Source organism: Streptomyces sp. CB01373 (assembly GCF_002803075.1).
In the GTDB taxonomy this organism is placed as follows: domain Bacteria; phylum Actinomycetota; class Actinomycetes; order Streptomycetales; family Streptomycetaceae; genus Streptomyces.
Window position 1 is genome coordinate 195,734 of the sequence record NZ_NNBK01000003.1, and the last position, 21,611, is coordinate 217,344.

Genomic DNA, 21,611 nt, shown 5'->3' on the forward strand with positions numbered 1-21,611 from the left:
GAGCCGAGTGGAGAGGAAGGCTGCTGTTGCCGCATTTCAATGTGGGTGCCGCAGGACAGATCGAGGTGGAGCAGGCCCACGTGGCCGCCATGTACAGGCTGCTCGATGAGCAGTCGGCGGATGTACGGGCCGAGCTGGCGGCCGTGCTGAACTCGTCGGTGGACAGCGCGGGCGAGGTGTACGCGCGCGATGTCGACGCGGAGCGCTTGGCGCATCGGCTTCGCCGGCTGGAGGGAGCCGAGGAGGGGTTGGCGTTCGGCCGGATCGACGTCGCGGACGGAACCGTCCTCCACATCGGACGGCTCGGCCTGCACATGGACGACCGGGACCTGCCGCTGCTCGTCGACTGGCGAGCGGAAGCGGCGCGGTCCTTCTACGCGGCGACGGCCGCCCACCCGATGGGGTTGCGGCGGCGCCGTCATCTTCGGGTCGAGAACCGCGCGGTACGTGCGGTGAGCGACGAGATGCTGGACGGATCCGCACCTGCGGTCGGCGACATCGTCGGCGACGGCCCGTTGACGAAGGCGTTGGAGGCGCGGCGCACGGGGCGGATGCGTGCGGCGGTGGCGACGCTGCAGGGGGAGCAGGACGCGATCGTCCGGTCCCCGCATCGGGGCGTGACGGTGGTGCAGGGCGGCCCCGGTACAGGCAAGACCGTCGTCGCGCTCCACCGGGCGGCGTACGTGCTGTACGCGTTCCCGGGCGCAGCCGCGCGCGGTGTGCTGGTGCTCGGGCCGAACGGGCGGTTCCTCGACTACGTCTCCCAGGTGCTCCCCTCGCTCGGGGAGAACGACGTGGTCCTGGCGACCTGCGCGGAGCTGGCCGGGGTGGTGCCCGCAGCCGTGGAGTCGTTTGATGTCGCGCGACTCAAGGGGAGTGTCCCGATGGCCGAGGCGCTTGCGGACCTCGTGCGCTCCCTGCAGGCACCGGAGGGCGGGTTCGCGGTGCGCGTAGGACAGGACTGGCTCCGCCTGAAGAGCGTGGATGTCGCGGCGGCGCGCAAGGCTGCGGTGGCGAGCGGCCTGGCGCACAACCCCGCGCGGGAGGTCTTCAAGGAGCACCTGGTCGGCACGGCCACGGGCGCGCTGGAGCGCAGCGCCCTCGAGGCCCTCGAACACATCGACGCCGAGATCGCCGAGAGCACCGGGATGGACCTCGATGCCGCGGCCGAGGAGGACCTGAGGGGTCTCGGCTTCGACGACGCGCCGGCCGCAGATCCGGGCGAACTGTTCGACGCGGAAGCCGTCCGCGCGCATCTCATGGGCGACGCCCACGTCGACTGTGCGGTGGAAGCCCTCTGGCCACGGCTTACACCCGAAGCGGTCGTACGGGCTCTGCTCGCGGAAGCTCGCACGATGGCCAGGCGCTTGCCCTCGCTCACCGATGACGAACGTTCCCGGCTGGTGCGTTCTCCTGACGCCCCGTGGACCGATGCCGATGTACCGCTGCTGGACGAGGCGGCAGAACTGGTGGACGGGCCGACGGAGCGGACGTTCGGGCACGTCGTGGTCGACGAGGCGCAGGAGCTGACCGCCATGGAGTGGCGGATGGTGCTGCGCCGGTGCCCGGCCAGGTCGATGACGCTGGTGGGCGACTTCGCCCAGGCGGGCCCGGCGACGGCAGCGGGCGACTGGTCCCAGGCTCTGGGGCCGCATCTCGGCAGCCGGTTCGCCCTGCACACCTTGACCGTCGGTTACCGCACGACCCAGGAGATCCTGGAAACGACCCACGACCTTCTCGCGCGGATCGCCCCCGGCCAGAAGCCGAGCCGATCGATCCGCCACGGCGAGCCGCCCCGCAGCCTCACCGCATGTCCGCCCACGCTCGCCACCACGGTGGCCGAGGAAGTCCGGGCGCAGGCCGCAGCGCACCCGGGCGAACTGCTCGCCGTGATCTGCGCGGACGACCGGGTCAAGGAGATGGCATCCGCAGGTGTCGCCCAGTGGGCACGCCTCGTGCCGGCTTCCGAGGCCCGCGGCCTGGAGTTCGACGCGTGCGTCGTCATCGGCCCGGAGGAGATCGTCACGGGCCGCCCCAGCGGCGAGCGTGACCTGTATGTCGCCCTCACGCGTGCAACCAGGAGACTGTGCACCATCACCGTCCACGCGGCGCCAGAGCACGCTTGCAAGGCCCTCTGACGGGCGGGCCACGACGGCTTCCCCTCAGTGGCTGCTGAAGCTCACCTCCTTCGAGTCCTCCGCGCGTTCGAAGGTGCCGGCGAAGCCCCAGTTCTGCCAGCCGCCGTCACCGTTGTTGGAGATGGTTCCCTCGTCGATGGAGAACACGTCGACACCGTGCACCACCGCAAGGTGTTCAAGGCCGGACACTCCCGAGAAGGAGAGGTCGTTGAACGACTTCACCGCGATGATGTTCGTGCCGGGAAAGCTGCGGCTGTACTCGTCGATCAGCGAATGGATCAACTCGGCGCTGTCGCCCGGCACCTTGCCGGAGTAGTCGGTACCGGGGTACGGCCCGCCGTCCGTGTACTTCGGCGACCCGTCGTTGAAGTTGACCGCGCTCGATCCGGTGGGGATGGAATCGGCGTCCAGGTCGGCGGGTTCCGGCTGCTCGAAGCTCACCTTCGAGCCGTCGCGGGTGAAGTCGCCGTAGAAGGCCCAGTTGGTGTAGCCGCCGTCGCCGTCATTGCTGAACGTGCCCTTGTCGAAGACGTAGACATCGAACACGGCCCGGCCCGAGGCGATGTCGTCCCCCTTCTCGTCGCCGTGGTACTCGGGCGAGTTCAGCCGGTACCTGCCGTGATGGACGAACGAATCCGGTTCCTCGACCCAGTGCGACGACTGCTCCGAGTGCATCGCGACCACGTTGTAGTCGGGGTAGCAGCGGCGCATGTCGTTCACGAGCATCCGGACGGCCTGAGCCGACGCCGCGTTGTCCAGCGGGGAGTAAGTGTTGTAGTACCGGTTCCGGTCGGGCAGTTCCTCCCCCTCGATCTCGCAGCCCTCGTCGCCGGGCTTCCAGCCCTCCTTCCGCTTGGGACGGGGCGGCTCCTGGAACGTGACGGTGCGGCGGTCCTCGCTGACGTCGAACACGCCGTAGAACCCGCGGTTCTTCCACCCGAGGTCGGCGTCGTCCGCCCAGGTGAACTTGCCGGTCTTGAACGCGTAGACGCGGTACGTCGTGCCGCTGATGCTGACGGTCTCGATCAGCGCCGCACCGTCCATCTGCTGCAGATTGCCCTCGTGCGGCTGCGCGATGACGATGTTGTAGTCGGGGAGGCAGTAGGCGAGGTCCGCGAGCGCCTCCTGGACCCGCTTCTCCTTGTTCTTCTCGTTGTTGACCTTGTCGATGACGAAGTTGACCAGCCAGGAGTAGCCCCAGGCGGCCGCCGTGCTGACGGGACCGTTGCCCGGGACGGAGACCGACGACTTCGATGCCCGTTCCTTCGGCTCGAAGCACAGATCGGGAAGCGCGTTCCCCTTGCCGCCGTCAGGCTTGTCGTGGGTTTCGCTCCCGGGCCTACCGGTGTCGTCACCGGGTGCGGCGGCAGGCTGGACGGGCTCGCCGGTTCCGGACTGCCCGTCGCCGTCGCTGACATCGTTGTCCTCGCCGCAGTCGCCGCCGGCCGTCCCCACGACCCGGCAGATCTGCCGGTGTGCGGAGCTGGAGATGTCGCCCCCGATCACGGCGCCGACGATCGCGCCGACCACGAGGGTGACGAGCCCCAGTATGGCCAGGTACTCGACTGCCGTCTGCCCCGTGCTCGTGCGTACTCCTCGGCGTATCCGCTCGCTGCGGTTCACACGTCACCTCGTCGTGGCTTGCTCGATCGGGTCACCAGCGGCCGGGCCGTGCACCCGCCGGGGAACCGAACCGTAGCGACGCCCCCCGGGCCCACTGACAGGGCTCAGAGGCCCATACCAGGACCCAAATCGGCAGTTGGGGCCCAGCGGCCCCAGTCCCACGCCGACAGGCGGGAAATCGAGCGCCGCCGCTACGCCACCGTCATCGACGCGCCGGACGCAAGCACGCGGCCCAGCTCCAGTGGGTCGGCGCGGCCGTCGAGTTCGGCGTACAGGGCCGCGGCCAGCTCCGGGTGGGCGAGCAGTCCCTCACCGGCCGGGTCCCCTTCGGCCCGGGCGGCGAGGCCCAGCCCCACCCAGGACTCGGGGTCGCCCTCGCCACGGACGATGCGCGCGTGGCAGGCGCGCAGCGCCTCGGCCGTACGGCCCGTGACGAGGTCGATGTCCTCGGGCCGCGCACCGCTCACCGTGGCGCCGGGGTCGTCCCGCAGCCGCTCGAACCCCGCCGGGTCCGCCAGCAGCCACCGCAGCAGCACCGCCCGCGTGTCGAAGCCCCGCACCGGCCGCCCCGCGACGAGCACCGGCTCGTGGCGCCGCGCCACGGACCGGGCCTGGTGGGGCCAGGCCGCCGCGTGGGCCCGCACCGCACCCGGGTCGGGGCGCAGGTGGTACGCCCGCCAGGTCGCGCGGTGGTCCGCGATCGCGAGGTCGGCCGCGACGCGGGTCCGCGCGTCCACCGGTTCCGCGAGCCACGGCTCCAGCCGCCCCGCGAGCTCGGCCAGCAGACGCCGCCCCAGGTCGGTGAGCCCGTCCGACCGGCTGATCGTGTGGAGCGCGTGCGCCGTCTGGGCTCGCCACAGCGCGTACTCGAACCGCCCGAGCGGATGGTCGCGCCGCCGCCAGAAGGCGGTGACTCCGAAGAACGCGTACACCCCTTGGAGCAGGCCGCCCAGCGGCCGGGGGTCGTCCCGCCAGGGGGCGTAGTACAGCCGGGCGCCCGGGTCCTCGTACAGGGTGAACAGGTGCATGAACGCGCTGAGCTTGTTGTGCTGGAACTCGTGCACCAGCGTCGAGGCGAACTGCTCGCCGTCGTCGGGAACCGACACCACCGCCGTGCCGAAGGCGTCGCCGGAGGAGGCACTGTGCGGCCGGAACCGCTCGGAGCGTGGGCGGGGGACCACGGACACCAGTCCATCCGCCAGCGCCCGAGCCGCGTCCGGATCGGTGGCGCGCAGGATCTCCCAGGCCGAGCCGAACAGTTCCTGCCACTGGGCGGCGGAGTCGAGCGGCTCGGGAACGCCCGGTGTGCGCAGGGCGCGATAAGGGTCGATGTCGTCCAGGAGCAGCGTGCACCCGTCGGCGCGCAGCTCGGCCGCAGCGTGCCAGCCCGGTCCGCCCAGCCGACGGCCCGCGATCCGCACGTCCCCGTCGCGGGCGGACACCTCGGCCACGGTCCAGTCCGGGCCGCCGGGCACCCGCATGGCCCCGAGCGCGGGCAGGACGGCCCAGCCGTACCGGACCGGGACGTCGGTGCGGAACTCCAGGCCGGCGTGGATCGCCGCGCTCGCGGCGAGTGCGTGCAGGTGCCCCGTCTCCGCCCACAGGGGCGCGTCATGGCCGGCGGTGCCCCGCAGCCGACGCAGCGTGTGCGCCGACCACATACCGACGGCCGGATACGAGAGCAGTCGCTCCACCTCCCGCGCAGCCGCGGACCAGGCTCGCGACAACAGGCGCCAGCCCTCGTCCAGCGGAGGCAGGGGACCGGCCGGTGCCGTCGCGGCCGCGTCCAGCAGGGCCCGTACGACGAGCAGCCGCCAGCTTCGCTCGGTCTCGCGCAGGACGTCCACCGTCTCGGGGCCTCCCCCGCCGCCCAGCAGTTGGTCGAACGACCGCGGTGACAGGACGTGGGGTGGGGCCGTCTGGTGCATGGAAGGTGCCTATTCGTCGCGCTGCGGGTTGTAGCCGCCGAGGCTGCCGGCCGGGTCGTCGATACGGCTGAGCAGGCGCCGCATGGAGCCCTCGGCGGACGGCAGCTCCAGGTCCGGCCAGATGTCCAACGGGACGCCGCTGAGGTCGATCAGCTCCGACTCGACTCCGGTCTTCTCCATGACGCCGTCCCCATGACAGTGAAAGTGAAGTGATGCGAAGAATGCCTGATGTATGCCACTGCTTCACAGTTTCAACACTTTTCAGGCCGCGGCACGACCCTAATGCATCCGTGGTGTCACACGGCTCCGGAAAGGCGGAATCCACCCGGATCGAGTGAAGGATGGACCCTCCGGGTAAAGAGCGGACGTGATTGAACTCGCCGAACTGATTGAGGAGTTGCGCCGCGAGCTCACCGCGGCCCGTACCGCGGCGCAGGGGGAGGACCTGTACTTCGAGGTGGGGCCCGTGGAGCTGGAGGCGGCCGTCGTCGTGGAACGGTCCGCCACGGCGGGCGGGAAGATCCGCTTCTGGGTGGTGGAGACCGGCGCGGACGGCCGACTGGCGGACAGCGTCACGCACCGGGTGAAGCTGACACTCGACCCGCGCACGCGCAGCGGTGGCGGACGCGCGCCGTGGGTCGGCGGCGGCGAGGCCGAGGGCGAGCGCTGAGCGCGGTGACCCGGACGCGTCGGGGACTGGATCCGGTACGCGTGGCGGAGGTGCTGGTGCGACGGCCCGAGGGGCGTGGCAGCGGACGGCGGGGTTCCGGCTACCGTGTCGGCCCCTCACACGTCCTCACCGCCGCGCACGTCGTCCGCGCCGCCGAGGCGGAGCGCCCCCGGGTCCACGTGCGTTTCGAAGCCGACCGCCCCGACGAGTGGACCGCGCCCGCGCACGTGGTGCTGGCCTCCGAGAAGGCCGACGTGGCACTGCTGGAGCTCACCGGCCCCGTGCCGCCCGGCGTCCACGCGGCCGTGACCGAGCCGCCCGCCTACGGTGCCGTACCCGACACGGACGAACTGCTGCCGTGCAGCGCGCTGGGCTTCCCGCGGTTCAAGCTGCGCGAGGACCGGATGCGCCGGCTCGACGACGGCTCACCCTCCCAGTACCGCGACTCCTGCCACGCCACCGGGGTGATCTCGGTGCTGTCCAACCGCCGCGAGGGGACCCTGGAACTCGCGGTCACCCCACCGCGGTCGGACCCCGAACCCGACCGCTCCCCCTGGGAGGGCATGTCCGGCGCGGCGGTGTGGCACGCCGGCACACTCATCGGACTGGTCAGCGCCCACCACCGCTCGGACGGCCTGGGCCGCCTCGCCGCCGTCCGCGCGGACCGCTGGTACGAGCTGCTGCCCGGTGCCGACCTCGCCCTGCTGCACCGGTACGCCGGGCTGCCCACGTCACCGCCCGAGCCGGCCGCCCGCCCGGCCGGCCCCGCGGGCCCCGGCAGCCTGGCGCACCTGCCGGACGACCTGCCGCTGCGGGAACTCGACGGATTGGTCGGCGCGTTGACCGCACTGCCCGCGGTGAGCGAGCGCACCACCCTGGCGCTGGTGCTGGGCAGCATCGATCCGGTGATCGCGGCCATGAGCCCCCGCTCACCGGCGCTGCGTCCGGACGTGTTCGGGATCCTGCGCACCTGTCTTCGCTACCGCGGCACGTTGGACCAACTCATGGAAGCGGTAAGGCTGATGGAGGGTGACTCCGCCGGGGTGGCCCGCCTCGACAAGGAGGCGGTGGAGTTGTCCCGGCGCCATCGCGGTGGCGATGACGAAGGCTGACCCGATATGGCGGCACCGCGCGGATGTGGTGTTTCATCCAGGCTGCGGCGGGCGATTATCAGGGGGATGTGAGCAGCCCGCATCCGTACTTGCCACCGGGGGGAAGGGGTTTGGCCGTCATGGAGTCGTCTGCGGCCACCGTCGAGTCCAGTCTTGTCGATCTCGCGGGGGTGTCTCTTGAAGCACTGCGCTCCATTGACAGTCGATTTCTCGCCATGTCGCTTCAGGAACTGCAGCACGGGATCGATCACCCACTGGCCAGCGTCGCCGGCTTCGGAGAAGGAGGAGACGGCGGCAAGGGGCGTCTCCGCTGACGACGGGGCCGCCCATGCCCGCTGAGCCGCTGCTGCCGCATCATCGTGTCCCGCCCGGCAGCCTCGCCGAACTGGCCCGCGGCGAGGGCGGACCGGCGACCGTGGACCTCCTGACAGCGGCCGAACGCAGCCGCCGGCTGCTGCTCTTACGGATGCTCGACGACGCCGCGGACCTGGGTCCTGCGTGGGATCTGCTCAGTGCCGCTCAGCGCCGTACCCCCGCCGTCGTCGACGAGCTGCTCATGTATCCGCAGACCGGAATGTGGCTGGCCACCGCGCTGCGCCGGCTGCGCGCCGGAACCGCGGAGCAGGACGAGCCGCCGCTCGCGGTGGTGCTCGGCCATGTCCGTGCCCTGGCCGCCTCGGCCGCGCTACGCGCGGAGCTCGACTTCAGCATCGAGGTACCGGTCCGGTACGGCAGGGTTCCCCTGCCCACCCTGGGCTGCGCCGAACTGCCCTCGGCCGAGCCGTGGACGACGGCCACCGTGCGGGCCGAAGCCGGACATGCCGTGGTCCGGTCGCCGGGGCACACGGTCGCCGTACCGCTGCCGCCGGGCTCGGCGGGACCCGGGTGGCATCCGGTACGCCGGATTGCGGTCGGCCCGGCCGGACTGCGGCTGGAAGTCGCCCTGGACGACGTCGACCCGTACCGGACGTATCCGCGGCCGACCGAGCCGAGCCCGCTGCCCGAGGAGGCCGCGGCGCGGTGGCGGCAGACGCTGGAGCGGTCCTGGAAGGTGCTGCTGCGCGACCAGCCCGAGACGGCCGCCGCGATGCGGCGGGGCGTGTTCTCTCTGAGTCCCACCCCGGCAAGGGAAAGGTTTCGGCCACGTAGCGTGTCGTCAGGGGACGCGTTCGGCGGCATCGAGGCCTCGGAGCCGGACGACGCCGTCCAACTGGCCGTCACGCTCGTGCACGAGTTCCAGCACACCAAGCTGGGCGGTCTGCTGCATCTGACACCTCTCGTGACCGGGGATGCCGACAGCGGTACGGAGCTGTGGTACGCGCCTTGGCGGGACGACCCCCGTCCGATCGAAGGGCTCCTTCAGGGCATCTACGCCTTCATCGGCATCACCCGTTTCTGGCGTGCCCACCGCCGTGCCACCGACGCACGGACCGCCACGGCACACTTCGAGTTCGCGCTGTGGCGGGCCCACGTGTCCACGGCGATGGAACAGATCCACCGCCATCCACGTCTCACCCCGCTCGGCACCACCCTGCTGGACACGCTCCGCGACCGCTGCGCGCAGTGGCTCGTCGAGCCTGTGCCCGAGGACGACCTGGCGTCGGCCCGGCTCTGCGTCGCCGACCATGTCACGCGCTGGCGGGCCCATCATCTGCGGCCCGCCCCGGCGGCCGTGGACGAGGCCGTACGGGCCTGGCTGGCCGGCGAGAGCGGACCGCCCGGCGCCCTCGCGGCCGAGCCGGAGCTGGTGCCCGACCCCTCCGCGCGATGGCTGGACTGTCTGGCGATACTCGTCCGCCACCGCCTCGGCGGCGCGGACGACGACCGGCACTCCGCAGGGCCCGAAGAGGCCGCCGCACGAGTCACCGGAGCACGGCCAGGTGACGCCCTGTTGGCGGCCGGCGACGCCGCCGCGGCCCGTCAGGCGTACGTGGCAGACCTGGCCGTGGAGCCCGGACGGGCCGGCACCTGGGCGGGCCTCGGCCGGGCCCTTGCCGCCTCGGACACACACCCGGTCGCGGCCCGCCTGCTCTGCCACCACCCCGAACGGGCCCGCGCGACGCACGAAGCCCTGCTCCGTACCACCGGCACCCCACCCGACCCCGTCCATCTGGCCACGTGGCTCGGCTCACCCCCGTTCGCGGCGCACTGACCGGAGACTGCCGGGCCGACCGGTCGCGCCAGTGCCGCCCCTCCCGGCAGGAACGGCGGCACTTCGGTCCGCGGGCCCGTCACCTCACAGCGGCATCGGATCGATGTCGCAGTTGGCCCGCTCCCGGGACCGTACGTGGAGCGTCGCAGGGTGGGGACCGGCCTGACGGGGTTCGTTCAGGACGCGCTCCATACGGCTCACGACCTCCGCGTGCAGTGCCTCGCCCTCCGCCTCCCGGCCGACGGCGATCAGGTCCAGGGCGAGGTTGGCCCGGCACACCAGCGTGGTGGGGTGGTCCTCGCCCAGCTTCGCCGAGCACAACGCCGCTGTCTTCGTGCCGAGTTCGCGTGCGTCGTGCGTCCGCCCCAGCGCGCTCAGATCGCTCGCCAGGTTGATGGCGCAGGCCAGCGTGATCGGATGGCTCTCTCCCAGGCGCTCGATCAGCGACCGGAGCGCCTGCTCGTCCTGCTCCTTGGCCTCCTCGACCCGGCCCAGCAGCCGGTAGGTCACCGCCAGGTCGATGTCGGCCGCCAGAACGTGCGGATGGTCGCTCCTGAAGAGCCGGCGGAACCGCTCGCACGCCCGCTCTCCGCGGTCGCGGGCCGCCTCCAGCTCGCCGTTGTGCCGCAACGCCACCGCCAGGGTGAGCGCGGCCGTCAGGGACTCCGGGTGGGTGTCGCCGTAGCGACGGGTGAACTGCGTGAACGCCTCGCGCGCCAGCTCGAGCGCCGTGGCGTGGTCGCCCTCCTTACGGCAGGACTCGCCGAGCTGTCGGAGAGTCTGGAGAGTCGTGGGGTTGCGGGGCCCGAAGAGGCTCCGGTAGCCGTCGACGACCGCCTGCTGCAGGGACCGCGCGCCGACGTAGTCACCGGTCTCACGGACGTCGATGGCGATGCTCGCCTCGGTCATCAGCGACTGCTGGTGATCACGGCCGAACAGCCGGGTCTTCAGCGCGTGCGTGCGCCGGTCCAGTTCCAGCGCGCGCTGGAACTGGCCGACGAGCCGCAGGCTCACCCCCAGGTTGTGGGCGGTGGTCAGCGTGACGGGGTCGTCCTCGCCGAAGGCGCGGCGGGCCCGGTCGTAGGCCGTCTGGTCCAGTTGGGTGCCGGTGGCGAAGTCTCCCTGGACGCGGCGTACCGCCGCCTCCAGGTTCATCGTCTCCAGCGCGTCCTCCCGGGTGTCCTCGCGGTCCGGGGGCGCCGTGCGGGCGTATACGTCCTTGAGCTGGGCGGCGATCCGCGACGCGTCGTCGTACCGGCCCGCCTTCAGGTAGAGGAAGCCGAGCCACCACCCCACCAGGAGGGTCTGTTGGTCCTCCTCGCCGAACAGCTGCTCCCAGGTCTCCCAGACCTGTTCGGTGAACTCGCGGGCGACCTTGTGGTCTCCCCAGTACCAGAGGTATCTGGCGATGTTCCGCACGAGCTGGCGGACCCACGGCTGGTCGGACTCGACCGCGCCGGAGGCGATGACATGGCCGTAGAGCTCGGCGTAGCGCGGCCAGTTGGCCGATTGGTTGGGTCCCTTCGGATCGGCGGCGGCGAGCAGGGTGTGGGCGCCGTCGCGCATGCGCTTCTGTTCCCCGGGGGACATCCGGTTGATGAGCACGGCCTGCACCAGGCGGTGCATCTCGATCGAGTTGGTCCGGTGGTCGATACGGGCGAGGGAGTAACGGTTGATCTCCCGGATGGCGCGGGCCAGCCGCATCGGGTCGTTGAGGGCCCTGTCCAGCTCGGGGTCGATCGTGGACCCGCCCAGGCCCGAGAAGATGGAGCGGGAGATGGGGTCCGGCGCGAAGTAGGAGCAGAGCTGGAGCAGGCGCAGGGCGGTGAGGCTGCGGGTCTCCAGGTGGTCGAGGGAGACGTTCCACGCGGCGGCGACCGGCAGTTGGTAGTCCGGCGGCGGGGACACCTCGAGGAGCTCGCTGCGCTTGTGCTCGAACAGCCGGAGGTACTCCGACACCGGCATCCCGGTCTCCGCCCGCCAGGCCGCGGCCTGTTCCAGGGCGAGCGGGAGGTCGCCGAGGGCGTCGGCGAGGAGGTCCGCGTCGGCGTCGGCGAGATCGTCGGGACCGGAGCGGCGCAGCAGCTCCTTGCTCTCCTCCCGGGTGAAGACGTCGACTTCGAGGGAGGGGCCGACCACGCTCCAGCGGCGGTTGCGCGAGGTGATGAGGATGGTGCCGCTGCCCCCGGTCGGGAAGTAGTCGCGGACCCGCTCGGGACTGTCGGCGTTGTCGAAGATCAGCAGCCAGCGGGAGTAGGGGCGCCCCTCGCGCAGCGCCTCGCGCACCGCGGGTCCGGCGATGTTGGCCTCGGAAGTGGTGACGATGCCGAGCCGCTGGGCGAGTTCGACGAGGGCCTGGCCGATCTGGCCGGGGCGCTCGGCGGGGATCCACCAGACGATGTCGTACTCGGACTGGTGCCGGTAGGCGTACTCGATGGCCAGCTGGGTCTTGCCGACGCCGCCCATGCCGTGGATGGCCTCCGGCAGCACGGTCGTCGTCGAACCCTCCCGCAGGCGTTCGCTCAGCCGCTCCAGAAGATCCACGCGGCCGGTGAAGTACGGGTTGCGCGGGGGGATGTTGCCCCAGACGCGCGGCTGCGTCGGACGCCCGCTCTCCACCGCGGGTTCCTGCTGCGTGGTGGACATGGCCGTGGCTCCTTCTGCAGTTGTGTCTTGCGCGCGAGGGACGGTGCGCCCGGGGCGGGGGCCCGCGCCTTTGCGCAGGCTCACGGTGTTCTCGCGGTCGTACTCGCGCAGCGCGCGGGCGAGCCGCTCGGCTTGTGGCAGGAAGCGTCCGGACAGGGCGCGCAACGCGGCCAGTTCGATGCGCAGGAAGGCGACGTTGTGCGGGGTCACCCGCGGGACATGGTCCGTCTCGGGCGGGTCGCCGTCGCCCGGCCGGACCGGCTCGGTGTCCTCCGGTGCGATCAGCGCCCGTACGTCGTGCAGCACCCGGACGGTGTCACGGCGACGGGACAGCGCCAATAACTCCTGGCGGTTGTCCGGACCGAAGGAGAAGGCCACGTCGGCGGCGCGCTCGGCGTCCCCGCTCGCCGGCCGCACGAGTCCGCTCATCAGCAGCTCGGTGAGGTGGGCGGGCCCGGCGCCCGGCACGGACGCGGTCAACGCCGTCATCACCGGCAGCGTCAGCGGCGCCGCCGCCAGCCGGGTGGCGAGCGCGAAGGCGGTGGGCGAGGCGGCGGCGCGGAAGTCCGAGACGCGCTCCCGGGCGGGGACGCCGCTGTCGGGGTCGGGGACGCCATGGAGCCAGGGCAACGCCCGCGCGGCGTCCGGCCGCCGTTTCCAGTCACGGGCCCGGACGCCGGACATCTCCTTCTCCCCGGACCCGCGTCCGGCCACCAGGTCGACCCAGCAGGACAGGGATCGCTCGGTCGCCTCCAGGACGGGCACCGGCACCACGCCGGCCCGGGCGCCGGCGTCTTCGACGGGTTCGAGCGGGGAGGTGCGCAGCTCCCACCGCAAGGAGTCGTTCGGCGCCCAGGGATGTGTGGCGCTCAGGCGCATGCGGTGCACGTCCAGACCCGTGCGGAACCACAGCCGCTGCGGCAGCAGATGCAGCACGGCGAGCGGTTCGGACCGGCCGAGTTCCCGCAGCAGCGGCAGCACCGCGCCCGCCCGCCATCCCGCGGCGAGGCCGTCGGTCAGCACCAGCACCACCCGGTGCCGGGTGGTGGCGGGAGGCAGGTGGTCCAGCCGGATCCGGGCCGGCTCGGTGTCGTCCGAACTCAGCAGCCGCGCGGTGGTGATCCGGCCCAGCCGCTCCTGACGGGCGAGCCCGTCGGCCAGCCGGCCGATCGTCTCCTCCCAGACGCGCATGCTCACGTGGTCGTCGACGACGAGCAGGACGGCGGGGCGGTCGGCCGGGTCCGGCGCCTCCAGTCCGCTCAGGGCGTGCAGCACGCCCTCGAACGACGCCTCGTCAGACGCGGGCGCCGCTACGGGTCGTGGGCCGTCGTCATGCTGCATAAGCGCCCTCGGAGCGTCCGGAGCTGCCCGAGCACGGAGGAAGGACGGCAGAGGAGTCCCGCAGTCCGCGGGCATGCGTGACAGCCACGTTGCCAAGCCTGGCAGTCGTCTGCGCGTGGTGCAAGACGGGTGTCCACCAGGGGGATGACGGGAGGGATCGCAAGCCGGTTTTCGGGAACGCGCCCCCGGTGGTGTGCGGTACGCGGGGCGCCCGCAGGGGGCGTCCCGACCACCAGCGTGGCACCCCGTCAACCCCCTGCGCAAGACCGTCGCAATACCGCCCCGCGCCGGTGAACGCCGCCAGATCACCTCGGCCTGTGCCCCGGCCCGCGGGGGCACGGCCGCTACGCCGGCCCGGCCGGCCCCGGCTTGCGCTCGGGGTCGTCCAGCAGAATGGCCAGGTGGCGGCCCACATGCTGGTCCCAGACCTCGGGTCCGAGCGCCAGGGCCTCTTTGCGCCACTTTCCGATGCGTTCCGCAAGACTGCCGAGCCCCCGGTCCTGCAGTATTTCGCCGATGGCGTCCTGGAACGACGGGTCCGAGCAGTCGCTGCGATGCCAGACCATCGCGGGTACGCCGGCCCGCAACCCGGCCAGGACCTCCCGCCGGCCGGTACCCGAGTCGTCGCCGGGCGGCTCGCTGAGCACCAGGCAGACCGCGTGCCGGTCCTCCTTCAACTCACGCTCCAGATGGAAGAAGTAGGTCGAGTCCTGTCCCGGACGGCTCCAGTGCGGATGGCTGTCCGCGGGGCGCTCCCGAAGCTGCCGCCACTTGTTGTGCCAGGTCCGGTGCCACGCGGTCCGCTGCAAGCGCTCGAGGCTGCGCACCACCACCGGGTAGTCCAGCGCCAGCGGTGTGGGGGAGTCGGAGCGGGACTCCTTCGACCACCACTCGACGGGCTCGTTCAGCAGTTCCCACGGCAGGATGAACTCCAGGAGGACCGGCTGCCGCAGGTCGGCCCATCTCTCCTCGACCTCCTCCACCAGCTTCTCCACCGCGCCGGGGAGTTCCTCCCGGCGCAGGTGGACGGGCTGGCCGGGTACGGGGTGCCAGCCCTCCGGGTCGGACTGGCGCCAGTGCGACAGGTAGAAGCGGTCCGCCTCGATCCGGTCCGGCTCGAACTGGATCATCAGATAGGCGGGGACGAGCGAGGGCGCGGCCTGTGGGAACTCCGAGTGCTGCCAGTCCGCCAGGGCGCCGTCCAGCCGCAGGGTGTGGGCCTGGCTGCGAGTGAAGCGGCGCAGCACCTCTGCGGCGTCGGCCTGGCTGTCCGCCACCAGCCGGTCGGCACAGAGCGCGAGGAAGGCCATGCTGGGCGGGAGTTCACCGTTCGGGGAGTTCTCTCCCGCCAGCCGCAGGAAGACCTGCCACCCCGTCCGGCACCAGGAGGGCAGTTCCTGCACGCGGGACCGGCTCGCGCGACGCGCCATGGTCGCGAGGTCCGGGGAGCTCAGCGACAGCAGGACGGGCCGCAACGGACGCAGATCGGCGTGGTTGAAGAAGTCGACGGCCTCCCACTCGTCCACCAGCGGCCACAGAGTGGCGATCGTCGTCGACTGCTGTTCCACGTACTCCAGCGAACGCACCAGGCAGGCGAGGCCGTCGCCGACCTCGGTGCACGCCATGACGATCTGCAGCAGCCAGGGCCGCAGCCGGTCCCCGCCGAACGGCTCCACGGGGGAGGCCAGCTCGGCCGCGAGCATCTCCCGCCAGATCTCACGGCTGCTCGCCTGGTTCACCGTGGCCGAACCCTGCAACACGTCCACGATGGAGACGACCAACTCGTTGCGGACCCGTTCCGGACTGCGCCCGTTCACCCCGTTACCTCCAGACAGCCGGCGCGGTTCCCTGATGGTGCCGACCAGAGTAAGGCCGGGGAGCGGGGCATGGTGGCGGAAACACGGGGCATCGGCACACCCGGCCCGGGACCGCACCGCCGGAGCCCCTGACATGAGAGGGCTCAAGCATCACGCCGAGTGAGGCCGGCCTGCAAGGACGGTGAGTCAACTGCTTTGCGGGAAACGCGCGTTCAGGGCTGCAGGAAGGCACTTCGTCGCTGTCCGGTTCGGCACATGGCCCGGATCACGACCGCGTACGATGATCAAAAGGCGGCGGAGCCCCACCTCCCGGACGACGGAGTCTGCCATGACCACGGACCACTCGCGGCCTCATCGCATCGACACCAGCCGGGCCCACCCCGCGCGGGTCTACGACTGGCTGCTCGGCGGTAAGGACAACTACCCGGTCGACGAGGCGGTCGGCGAGACGCTGCCGCCCGAAGCGCGGGACGCGGCGCGGCAGAACCGCGCGTTCATGCACCGGGCGGCGGCCTACCTCGCCGCCGAGGGCGTCGACCAGTTCCTGGACATCGGCACCGGCATACCCACCGAGCCGAACCTCCACCAGATCGTGCAACGCACGGTGCCCACCGCCCGGATCGTCTACGCCGACAACGACCCGATCGTGCTGCGGCACGCCGAGGCCCTGCTGGTGAGCTGCCCCGAGGGCGTCACGGACTACATCCAGGCCGATGTGCGCGAGCCGGACCAGATAGTGCGGCACGCCCGTCAAGTGCTGGACTTCGACCGGCCGATGGCCCTGTCGCTGATCGCCCTGATGCACTTCATCCGCGACGACCAGAACGCCCACGGCGTCGTCAAGGGCCTGGTCGAGGCCCTTCCGTCCGGCAGCCACCTGGTCCTCTCGCACGCCGCGATCGACATCTTCCCCGAGTTGGCGGAGCAGGTGATCGCCCAGTACGCCAAGGGCGGCATCCGCCTCAGCTTCCGTACCCGGGAGGAGGTGGCCCGCTTCTTCGACGGACTGGAACTGGCGCCGCCCGGCCTGGTCACCGCCACCGAGTGGTACGGCGCCGACCAGGAACCGCCCCCGTCGGAGGAGAGCGGCATCTACGCGGCCGTGGCCCGCATTCCCTGACGGGACATCGGGCAGGGCCCCTGCGCGGCCCGGCCAGGGTGGGAGGCCCCGCGGACTTCGTACGGCGGAAGGGCCGGGGCCGTCAGGCGTTCGTGCCGGTGCGGCGCGAGGACGCGCGGACCCGGAACCGGGCGGTCGTCAGGACCGGACCCGCGCTCGGCTCGCCCGCGATCCGCGCCTGGAGCAGGTCGAGCAGCGCCAACGTCGTCTCCCCGGCGTGGAGTTCGACCGCCGAGATGGCGGGCCGGCTGTGCCGGGTGTGCTCGGAGTCGGAAGCCGCGGCAAGCATCGTCCGATCGGGTACAGCGACGCCGCGAGCCGTCAGGCCCGCGAGCACTCCGGCCGCCTGACGACCGGTGTGGCACAGGATCGCATCGGGGATCCCGTCGTCCACGATCGCGTGCGCGATGTCCTCGCCGCCCTGCTCGCCGGCGCGCTCGGCCGACATGTAGACGCGTGGCGTGATCCCGGCGCTTTCACACCAGGCGCGGTACGTCGCCTCGCTGTCGATGTTCCACGCGTTGGGGTCGGTTCCGCGCAACAGCACGATCGACCGGGCCCCGGACGCGGCGAAGTGCTCGTAGACGCGTCGGAAGCTCGAGCCGTCGTCCTCGGTGGCCCAGTCGGTGAAATCCGGGCGGCTGGGATCGCGTCCCAGCGTGACGTACGGGATCCCACGCCGTTCGAGGAGAGCGATCACCGGGTCGTCCACATGAGGCATCGTCACGATGTAGCCGTCGAGCGACAGCGCGAGTGGTGGTGTCGGCCGCCTGGTCGGGTCGGGCACGAGCATCAGACTGAGTCCGCGGTCCATCGCCTGCGCCGAGGCGGCGCCGATGTAGCGGGTGAACACATCGACACCCCGCGGCGCGTACTCACCCAGCGCGTCCAGCGAACGCATGACGAGCCCGATCGCCCCGACCGACGAACGTCGCAGGCCGCGCGCGAGGGCGTCGGCCTGGTACTCCATCTCCTCGGCGACGGCCCGGACGCGCAGTCGCGTGGCCGCGCTCAGCGTCCCGGTGTCATTGAGCGCCATCGAGACCGCCGCGACCGAGACACCCGCACGCTGGGCGACATCGCGAATGGTGACGCCCTTCGATCGAGCCACGACGACCTCCCTGGTCCGCGCTTTCCGCTGCTCTTCGAAGCAGAGAGTGACATGCGCAACGCCATTGTATTAAACGTTTTACCTGCCTAGCGTGTCGCCCGCCCCTCACCGTGACGGGCCTCACAAGCCAAAAGGCCGGACAGCGACACCATGAAGCTGCACACACTGCTCACGACCACCACCGACCCCCGCGCCCGCGGACGCGAGATCGGCACGCGACACGCGGACCAGGTACGTGACGTCAGCGCCCGCTACCTGGCGCACTTCAAGGTTCTGGGCATCCCGGAAACCACCGTCCGCGACATCGTCGCCCACAGCCACGACGCCCTGCGCGACTGGTACCCGGGCCTCGTCGAGGAGTCCGACGGAATCGCCGAGGCGTCAGGACTCGAACCGTGGCAGGTGGCCGCGGTCGGCGTACGGACCGAAGTACTCGCCGCCGCGCCCGGGAAGGGCGAGTGCACGACCGCCGTGCACGCACCGCCCTCCGGCGGCCCACCCGAGACGATCCAGACGTGGGACTGGCACGACTCGCTCACACCGGACGGTCTTCTGCTGTCGCTCGTCACCGGAGGGCAACGCCGGGTGAAGCTCTTCACCGAGTTCGGCACGGCCGCGAAGATCGGGGTGAACGACGCCGGTCTCGGCCTGCATTTCAACATCCTGCACCACCGTTCCGACAACGCCACCGGCGGCGTGCCCGTCCACGCTGTCGCGCGTCGCGTCCTCGAGGAGGCGACAACGGTGGCGGAGGCCCGCGACATCGTGGCCTCCGCCACCGTGAGCGCGTCGACCGTGCTGACCGTCGCGACCTGCCGGGACGGCCACGCCGCAGCGGCGTCCATCGAGATGTCACCGTCCGGATCCGCCGTGGTGCGACCCGGCACCGACGGCTGGGTCATCCACACGAACCACTTTCTCGATCCCGGCCTGGCCGGCGGTGACACCAGCACTCCGGAATCGGTGTCGGTCGAGCGGTACCACCACGCGCGCGCCGTGCGCGGCGACATGACCGGCCGGTCCGCGCCGGAGCGCGCGGCCGCCTTCTGCGGCGGCGACGGCGCCGCAGCGGTGGTGTGCGTCCACGCCGACGACTCCCAGCCGGGCCACGAGCAGTGGAGCACATTGCTCACGGCCTCCCTCGACCTTCCCGGCTTTGCCCTCGAGTACAGGGCAGGCAACCCCGACGCCGCGGCCCGTGAGGGTCTCGACCGGTTCTGAGGAGCCCGATGGACAAGGACGCGAAAATGCCCGCTCATCTCTACCGCAACGCCCGGATCTTCACCTCCGGCCAACGCGCCTGGGCCGAGTCCCTCGTGGTGGTGGGCGACCGGCTCGCCTACGTCGGCGACGGGGCCACCGCAGCGCGCGTGGCCGGACCGGATGCCCTGATCCACGACCTCGACGGCGCGACCGTCCTCCCCGGATTCGTCGACGGCCACGCCCACGTGGTCGGTACCGGCGAGGCGGCGGCCCAGGTCGATCTCTGGGGCGCCAACACGGTGCAGGAGATCCAGCGGCGCATCCGGACATGGACGCGGGAGAACCCCGGCGCACCCCGAGTGCTCGCCACCGGCTGGAAACACGGTGACATCCCGGGCGGCATGCCCGACCGGGACATGCTCGACGCCGTCGTCGCCGACCGGCCCGTCTACGCGCAGGCCTACGACTTCCACTCGATCTGGCTGAACTCGGCCGCCCTCGCCGAAGCCGGCATCGACGACACCACGGCGTCACCACCCGGAGGAACGATTCACCGGGACGAGCGGGGCGCGGCCACCGGTCTGGTCGACGAGACCGCGATGCACCACCTCGTGTGGCCGGTACTCGACGGCTTCGCCAGTGACTCCGACCGTGACGAGGCCCTGGCGGTCGTCCTCGGCGCCTACGCCGAGTCCGGCATCGTCGGTTCGACCGAGATGGCGCTGGGCGAAGACGACTACGAGGCCATGCGCCGTGCCGATGAGGCGGGCACGCTGACCACTCGCATCGCCGCGTTCTGGCGCGTCCAGCCCACCGGCGGCAAGGGCGGGAACCTCGCCCAGGTCGAGCGCGCCCTCGAACTCGCCACCCACCGGTCGACCCCGTTCCTGCGCGTGACCGGCATCAAGGTCATGGTCGACGGAACCGTCGACGGGTGCACCGCATCCCTCGGCAAGCCCTACGTGAACGGCACGAACGCCGATCCGATCTGGAGCCTCGCCGAACTCGCCCCGGTGGTGGCCGCCGCGGACGCGGCCGGCCTGCAGGTCGCCATGCACGCCATCGGTGACGAGGCGATCCGGGTCGCGATCGGCGCCGTCGAGCACGCCGTCGCTCTCAACGGCCCCCGAAACCGCCGCCACCGCGTCGAACACCTCGAAGTCGTCGATCCCGCGGACATCGACCGGCTGGCGGCACTCGGCATCACGGCCAGCATGCAGCCCGTGCACGCCGACCCCGCCATCCAGGAGAACTGGCGACGAGTGCTCGGCGACGAGCGGGTCGACCGCGGCTTCCCGTGGCCCGAGATGACCGATGCCGGGGCCACACTCGTGCTCGGCACCGATTCCCCCACGTCGCCGCATGCGCCGCTGCCCAACATGTTCATCGCGGCGACACGGCGTTCGGCACTCGACCCGTCGCTGCCCGCCAACGTCGCGCGCTACGCCCTGCCGCTGGCGGACGCGATCGTGCACGCCACACGGGACGCCGCCTGGGCGAGCCGCTCCGAGCACCTTCACGGCCGCCTCGCCGAGGGGCTGTACGCCGACTTCATCGTTCTCGACCGGGACATCTTCACCCGGCCGCTCGAGGAACTGCTCGACACGCGAGTGCTGAGGACAGTCGTCGGTGGTCGCGTGGTCCACGACGCGCGGCAAGGGGTGAACCGATGAGCCACGCGACCATGACGGCGCCAGTGCCATCAGGACAGGCGAAGGCGAAGCGGCGGCCCGCCGGGGTGGTGCCGCGGTTCATCGCCGCCCGCGCCGCGGGGTTGGCGGTGACCTTGTTCATCGCGAGCCTGGTCGTCTTCGGAGCGCTCTACGCCGCGCCGGGCAGCCCGCTCACCTATCTCACGCACGGCCGCACCATGTCTCCCGAGGCAATCGCCTCGATCAAGGCCGAGTATCACCTCGACGACCCCCTCTGGCAGCAGTACCTGAGGTGGCTGGGCGGCGTGGCGCACGGCGACTTCGGAACCTCGATCATCTACAACCAACCGGTGTCGTCGCTGGTCGGAAGCCGCGCCCTCGTGACCACGCTTCTCGTCCTCATGGCCGCGGCGATCGTCCTGGTGCTCGGGCTGGCCATCGGCACTCTCGCCGGCCTCAGGCCCGGCCGGCTGTCACGGTCCGCCATGGCCGGCGCGACGGCCGTCATGGCGGTGCCGACCTTCGTCGGAGCGGTCGTGCTGATCATCGTGTTCGCCGTCAACCTGGAATGGTTCCCGGTGTTCGGCGCCGGCCGTGGGGGTCTCGACGAGGTCTACCACATGGTTCTTCCGTCGGTCGCGCTCGCGCTCGCGTCCGTCGCGTTCGTCGCGCGACTCGCCCGGACCGCGATCCGGCAGGAGCTGACGGCCGATCACGTGCAGACGGCGATCAGCCGCGGACTGCCCCGCGGGGCAGTCGTACGCAGACACGTGATGCGCAACGCCGCCATGCCGGTGCTCACCGCCGCGGGTCTCACGATCGCCGGCCTGATCGCGGGCAGCGTCGTCGTGGAACAGGTCTTCCAACTCGGCGGGCTCGGCCAGTTCCTCGTGAGTTCGGTGCAGCAGAAGGACTTCCCCGTCGTACAGGCGATCTGCCTGATGTACGTCGCGGCCTTCATCGTGCTGAACACCCTCATCGACATCGCCTACACCCTGCTCGACCCGCGCGTGTCGATCGGGAAGAAGGACTCATGAGCACGACAGCACCGGTGCGACGTATCGGAGTTCGAAGGGCCGGCCGGAGTACGACGCGTCG

The 21,611-nt window shown here is 71.5% G+C and carries 15 protein-coding genes; 9 read left to right on the forward strand and 6 right to left on the reverse strand.

The genetic code is table 11. The annotated features are described in order from the left end of the window. The first annotated feature begins 89 nt into the window (after positions 1-89). Positions 90-2,138, forward strand: coding sequence for a HelD family protein (locus CG719_RS05650; RefSeq protein ID WP_100567599.1), 2,049 nt, complete (start codon positions 90-92; stop codon positions 2,136-2,138). Between the two features lie 24 nt (positions 2,139-2,162). On the opposite strand, the gene CG719_RS37315 is transcribed toward CG719_RS05650, so the two are convergent. The 3 genes from CG719_RS37315 to CG719_RS35300 all read right to left on the reverse strand — a co-directional run bounded on the left by CG719_RS37315 (position 2,163) and on the right by CG719_RS35300 (position 5,869). Further along, positions 2,163-3,761 (reverse strand): Flp family type IVb pilin, encoded by a 1,599-nt coding sequence (locus tag CG719_RS37315; protein ID WP_100567376.1) that lies wholly within the window; start codon positions 3,759-3,761, stop codon positions 2,163-2,165. Between the two features lie 191 nt (positions 3,762-3,952). Then, positions 3,953-5,689, reverse strand: a complete 1,737-nt coding sequence (locus CG719_RS05660; RefSeq protein WP_100567377.1) for an HEXXH motif domain-containing protein — start codon at positions 5,687-5,689, stop codon at positions 3,953-3,955. Positions 5,690-5,698: 9 nt separating this feature from the next. Next, a complete protein-coding gene (locus CG719_RS35300) occupies positions 5,699-5,869 on the reverse strand; it encodes a hypothetical protein (RefSeq protein ID WP_159024821.1) in 171 nt (56 codons plus the stop codon). Between the two features lie 187 nt (positions 5,870-6,056). Here CG719_RS35300 and CG719_RS05665 point away from each other — a divergent pair, with 187 nt between their 5' ends. From CG719_RS05665 to CG719_RS05675, 4 genes are all read left to right on the forward strand, one after another. Beyond that, a complete protein-coding gene (locus CG719_RS05665) occupies positions 6,057-6,359 on the forward strand; it encodes a trypco2 family protein (protein ID WP_100567378.1) in 303 nt (100 codons plus the stop codon). 41 nt (positions 6,360-6,400) lie between these two features. Beyond that, the gene (locus CG719_RS05670) at positions 6,401-7,471 is read left to right on the forward strand and encodes an effector-associated domain 2-containing protein (protein ID WP_234375440.1); all 1,071 of its coding nucleotides are present in this window, start codon (positions 6,401-6,403) and stop codon (positions 7,469-7,471) included. 119 nt (positions 7,472-7,590) lie between these two features. Then, a complete protein-coding gene (locus tag CG719_RS35305) occupies positions 7,591-7,785 on the forward strand; it encodes a hypothetical protein (protein ID WP_159024823.1) in 195 nt (64 codons plus the stop codon). 14 nt (positions 7,786-7,799) lie between these two features. Continuing rightward, positions 7,800-9,623 (forward strand): HEXXH motif domain-containing protein, encoded by a 1,824-nt coding sequence (locus CG719_RS05675; protein WP_100567380.1) that lies wholly within the window; start codon positions 7,800-7,802, stop codon positions 9,621-9,623. Positions 9,624-9,707: 84 nt separating this feature from the next. On the opposite strand, the gene fxsT is transcribed toward CG719_RS05675, so the two are convergent. Both fxsT and CG719_RS05685 read right to left on the reverse strand, forming a co-directional pair. Continuing rightward, a complete protein-coding gene (fxsT, locus tag CG719_RS05680; protein ID WP_100567381.1) occupies positions 9,708-13,544 on the reverse strand; it encodes an FxSxx-COOH system tetratricopeptide repeat protein in 3,837 nt (1,278 codons plus the stop codon). A 410-nt stretch (positions 13,545-13,954) separates the two neighbouring features. Continuing rightward, positions 13,955-15,427 carry a VMAP-C domain-containing protein gene (locus tag CG719_RS05685; RefSeq protein ID WP_100567382.1) on the reverse strand — a complete coding sequence of 491 codons (1,473 nt, stop codon included), beginning with the start codon at positions 15,425-15,427 and terminating at the stop codon, positions 13,955-13,957. Positions 15,428-15,755: 328 nt separating this feature from the next. Here CG719_RS05685 and CG719_RS05690 point away from each other — a divergent pair, with 328 nt between their 5' ends. Further along, a complete protein-coding gene (locus CG719_RS05690) occupies positions 15,756-16,547 on the forward strand; it encodes an SAM-dependent methyltransferase (RefSeq protein ID WP_100567383.1) in 792 nt (263 codons plus the stop codon). A gap of 82 nt (positions 16,548-16,629) precedes the next feature. Here the strand turns inward: CG719_RS05690 and CG719_RS05695 are convergent, their stop codons facing one another. Then, positions 16,630-17,658: a LacI family DNA-binding transcriptional regulator gene (locus CG719_RS05695; protein WP_100567384.1), complete on the reverse strand. Its 1,029-nt coding sequence runs from the start codon at positions 17,656-17,658 to the stop codon at positions 16,630-16,632. A gap of 150 nt (positions 17,659-17,808) precedes the next feature. Between CG719_RS05695 and CG719_RS05700 the strand changes: the two genes are divergently transcribed. The 3 genes from CG719_RS05700 to CG719_RS05710 are packed head-to-tail and all read left to right on the forward strand — an operon-like array spanning position 17,809 to position 21,550. Then, complete coding sequence (locus tag CG719_RS05700; RefSeq protein WP_100567385.1) at positions 17,809-18,879, forward strand: C45 family autoproteolytic acyltransferase/hydolase; 1,071 nt, start codon at positions 17,809-17,811, stop codon at positions 18,877-18,879. 26 nt (positions 18,880-18,905) lie between these two features. Next, entirely contained in the window at positions 18,906-20,534 is a 1,629-nt protein-coding gene (locus tag CG719_RS05705; protein ID WP_100567600.1) for an amidohydrolase, read from the forward strand. After that, positions 20,531-21,550 carry an ABC transporter permease gene (locus tag CG719_RS05710; protein ID WP_234375441.1) on the forward strand — a complete coding sequence of 340 codons (1,020 nt, stop codon included), beginning with the start codon at positions 20,531-20,533 and terminating at the stop codon, positions 21,548-21,550. The genes CG719_RS05705 and CG719_RS05710 overlap by 4 nt, the downstream gene beginning before the upstream one ends. Positions 21,551-21,611 lie beyond the last annotated feature (61 nt).

Bases quoted from the DNA above. Each gene is read 5' to 3' on its own strand.
- CG719_RS05675 (WP_100567380.1), top strand. From the start codon at position 7,800: ATGCCCGCTGAGCCGCTGCTGCCGCATCATCGTGTCCCGCCCGGCAGC.
- CG719_RS05700 (WP_100567385.1), top strand. From the start codon at position 17,809: ATGAAGCTGCACACACTGCTCACGACCACCACCGACCCCCGCGCCCGC.
- CG719_RS35300 (WP_159024821.1), bottom strand. From the start codon at position 5,869: ATGGAGAAGACCGGAGTCGAGTCGGAGCTGATCGACCTCAGCGGCGTC.
- CG719_RS05650 (WP_100567599.1), top strand. From the start codon at position 90: ATGTACAGGCTGCTCGATGAGCAGTCGGCGGATGTACGGGCCGAGCTG.
- CG719_RS05705 (WP_100567600.1), top strand. From the start codon at position 18,906: ATGCCCGCTCATCTCTACCGCAACGCCCGGATCTTCACCTCCGGCCAA.
- CG719_RS35305 (WP_159024823.1), top strand. From the start codon at position 7,591: ATGGAGTCGTCTGCGGCCACCGTCGAGTCCAGTCTTGTCGATCTCGCG.
- CG719_RS05660 (WP_100567377.1), bottom strand. From the start codon at position 5,689: ATGCACCAGACGGCCCCACCCCACGTCCTGTCACCGCGGTCGTTCGAC.
- CG719_RS05710 (WP_234375441.1), top strand. From the start codon at position 20,531: ATGAGCCACGCGACCATGACGGCGCCAGTGCCATCAGGACAGGCGAAG.
- CG719_RS05690 (WP_100567383.1), top strand. From the start codon at position 15,756: ATGACCACGGACCACTCGCGGCCTCATCGCATCGACACCAGCCGGGCC.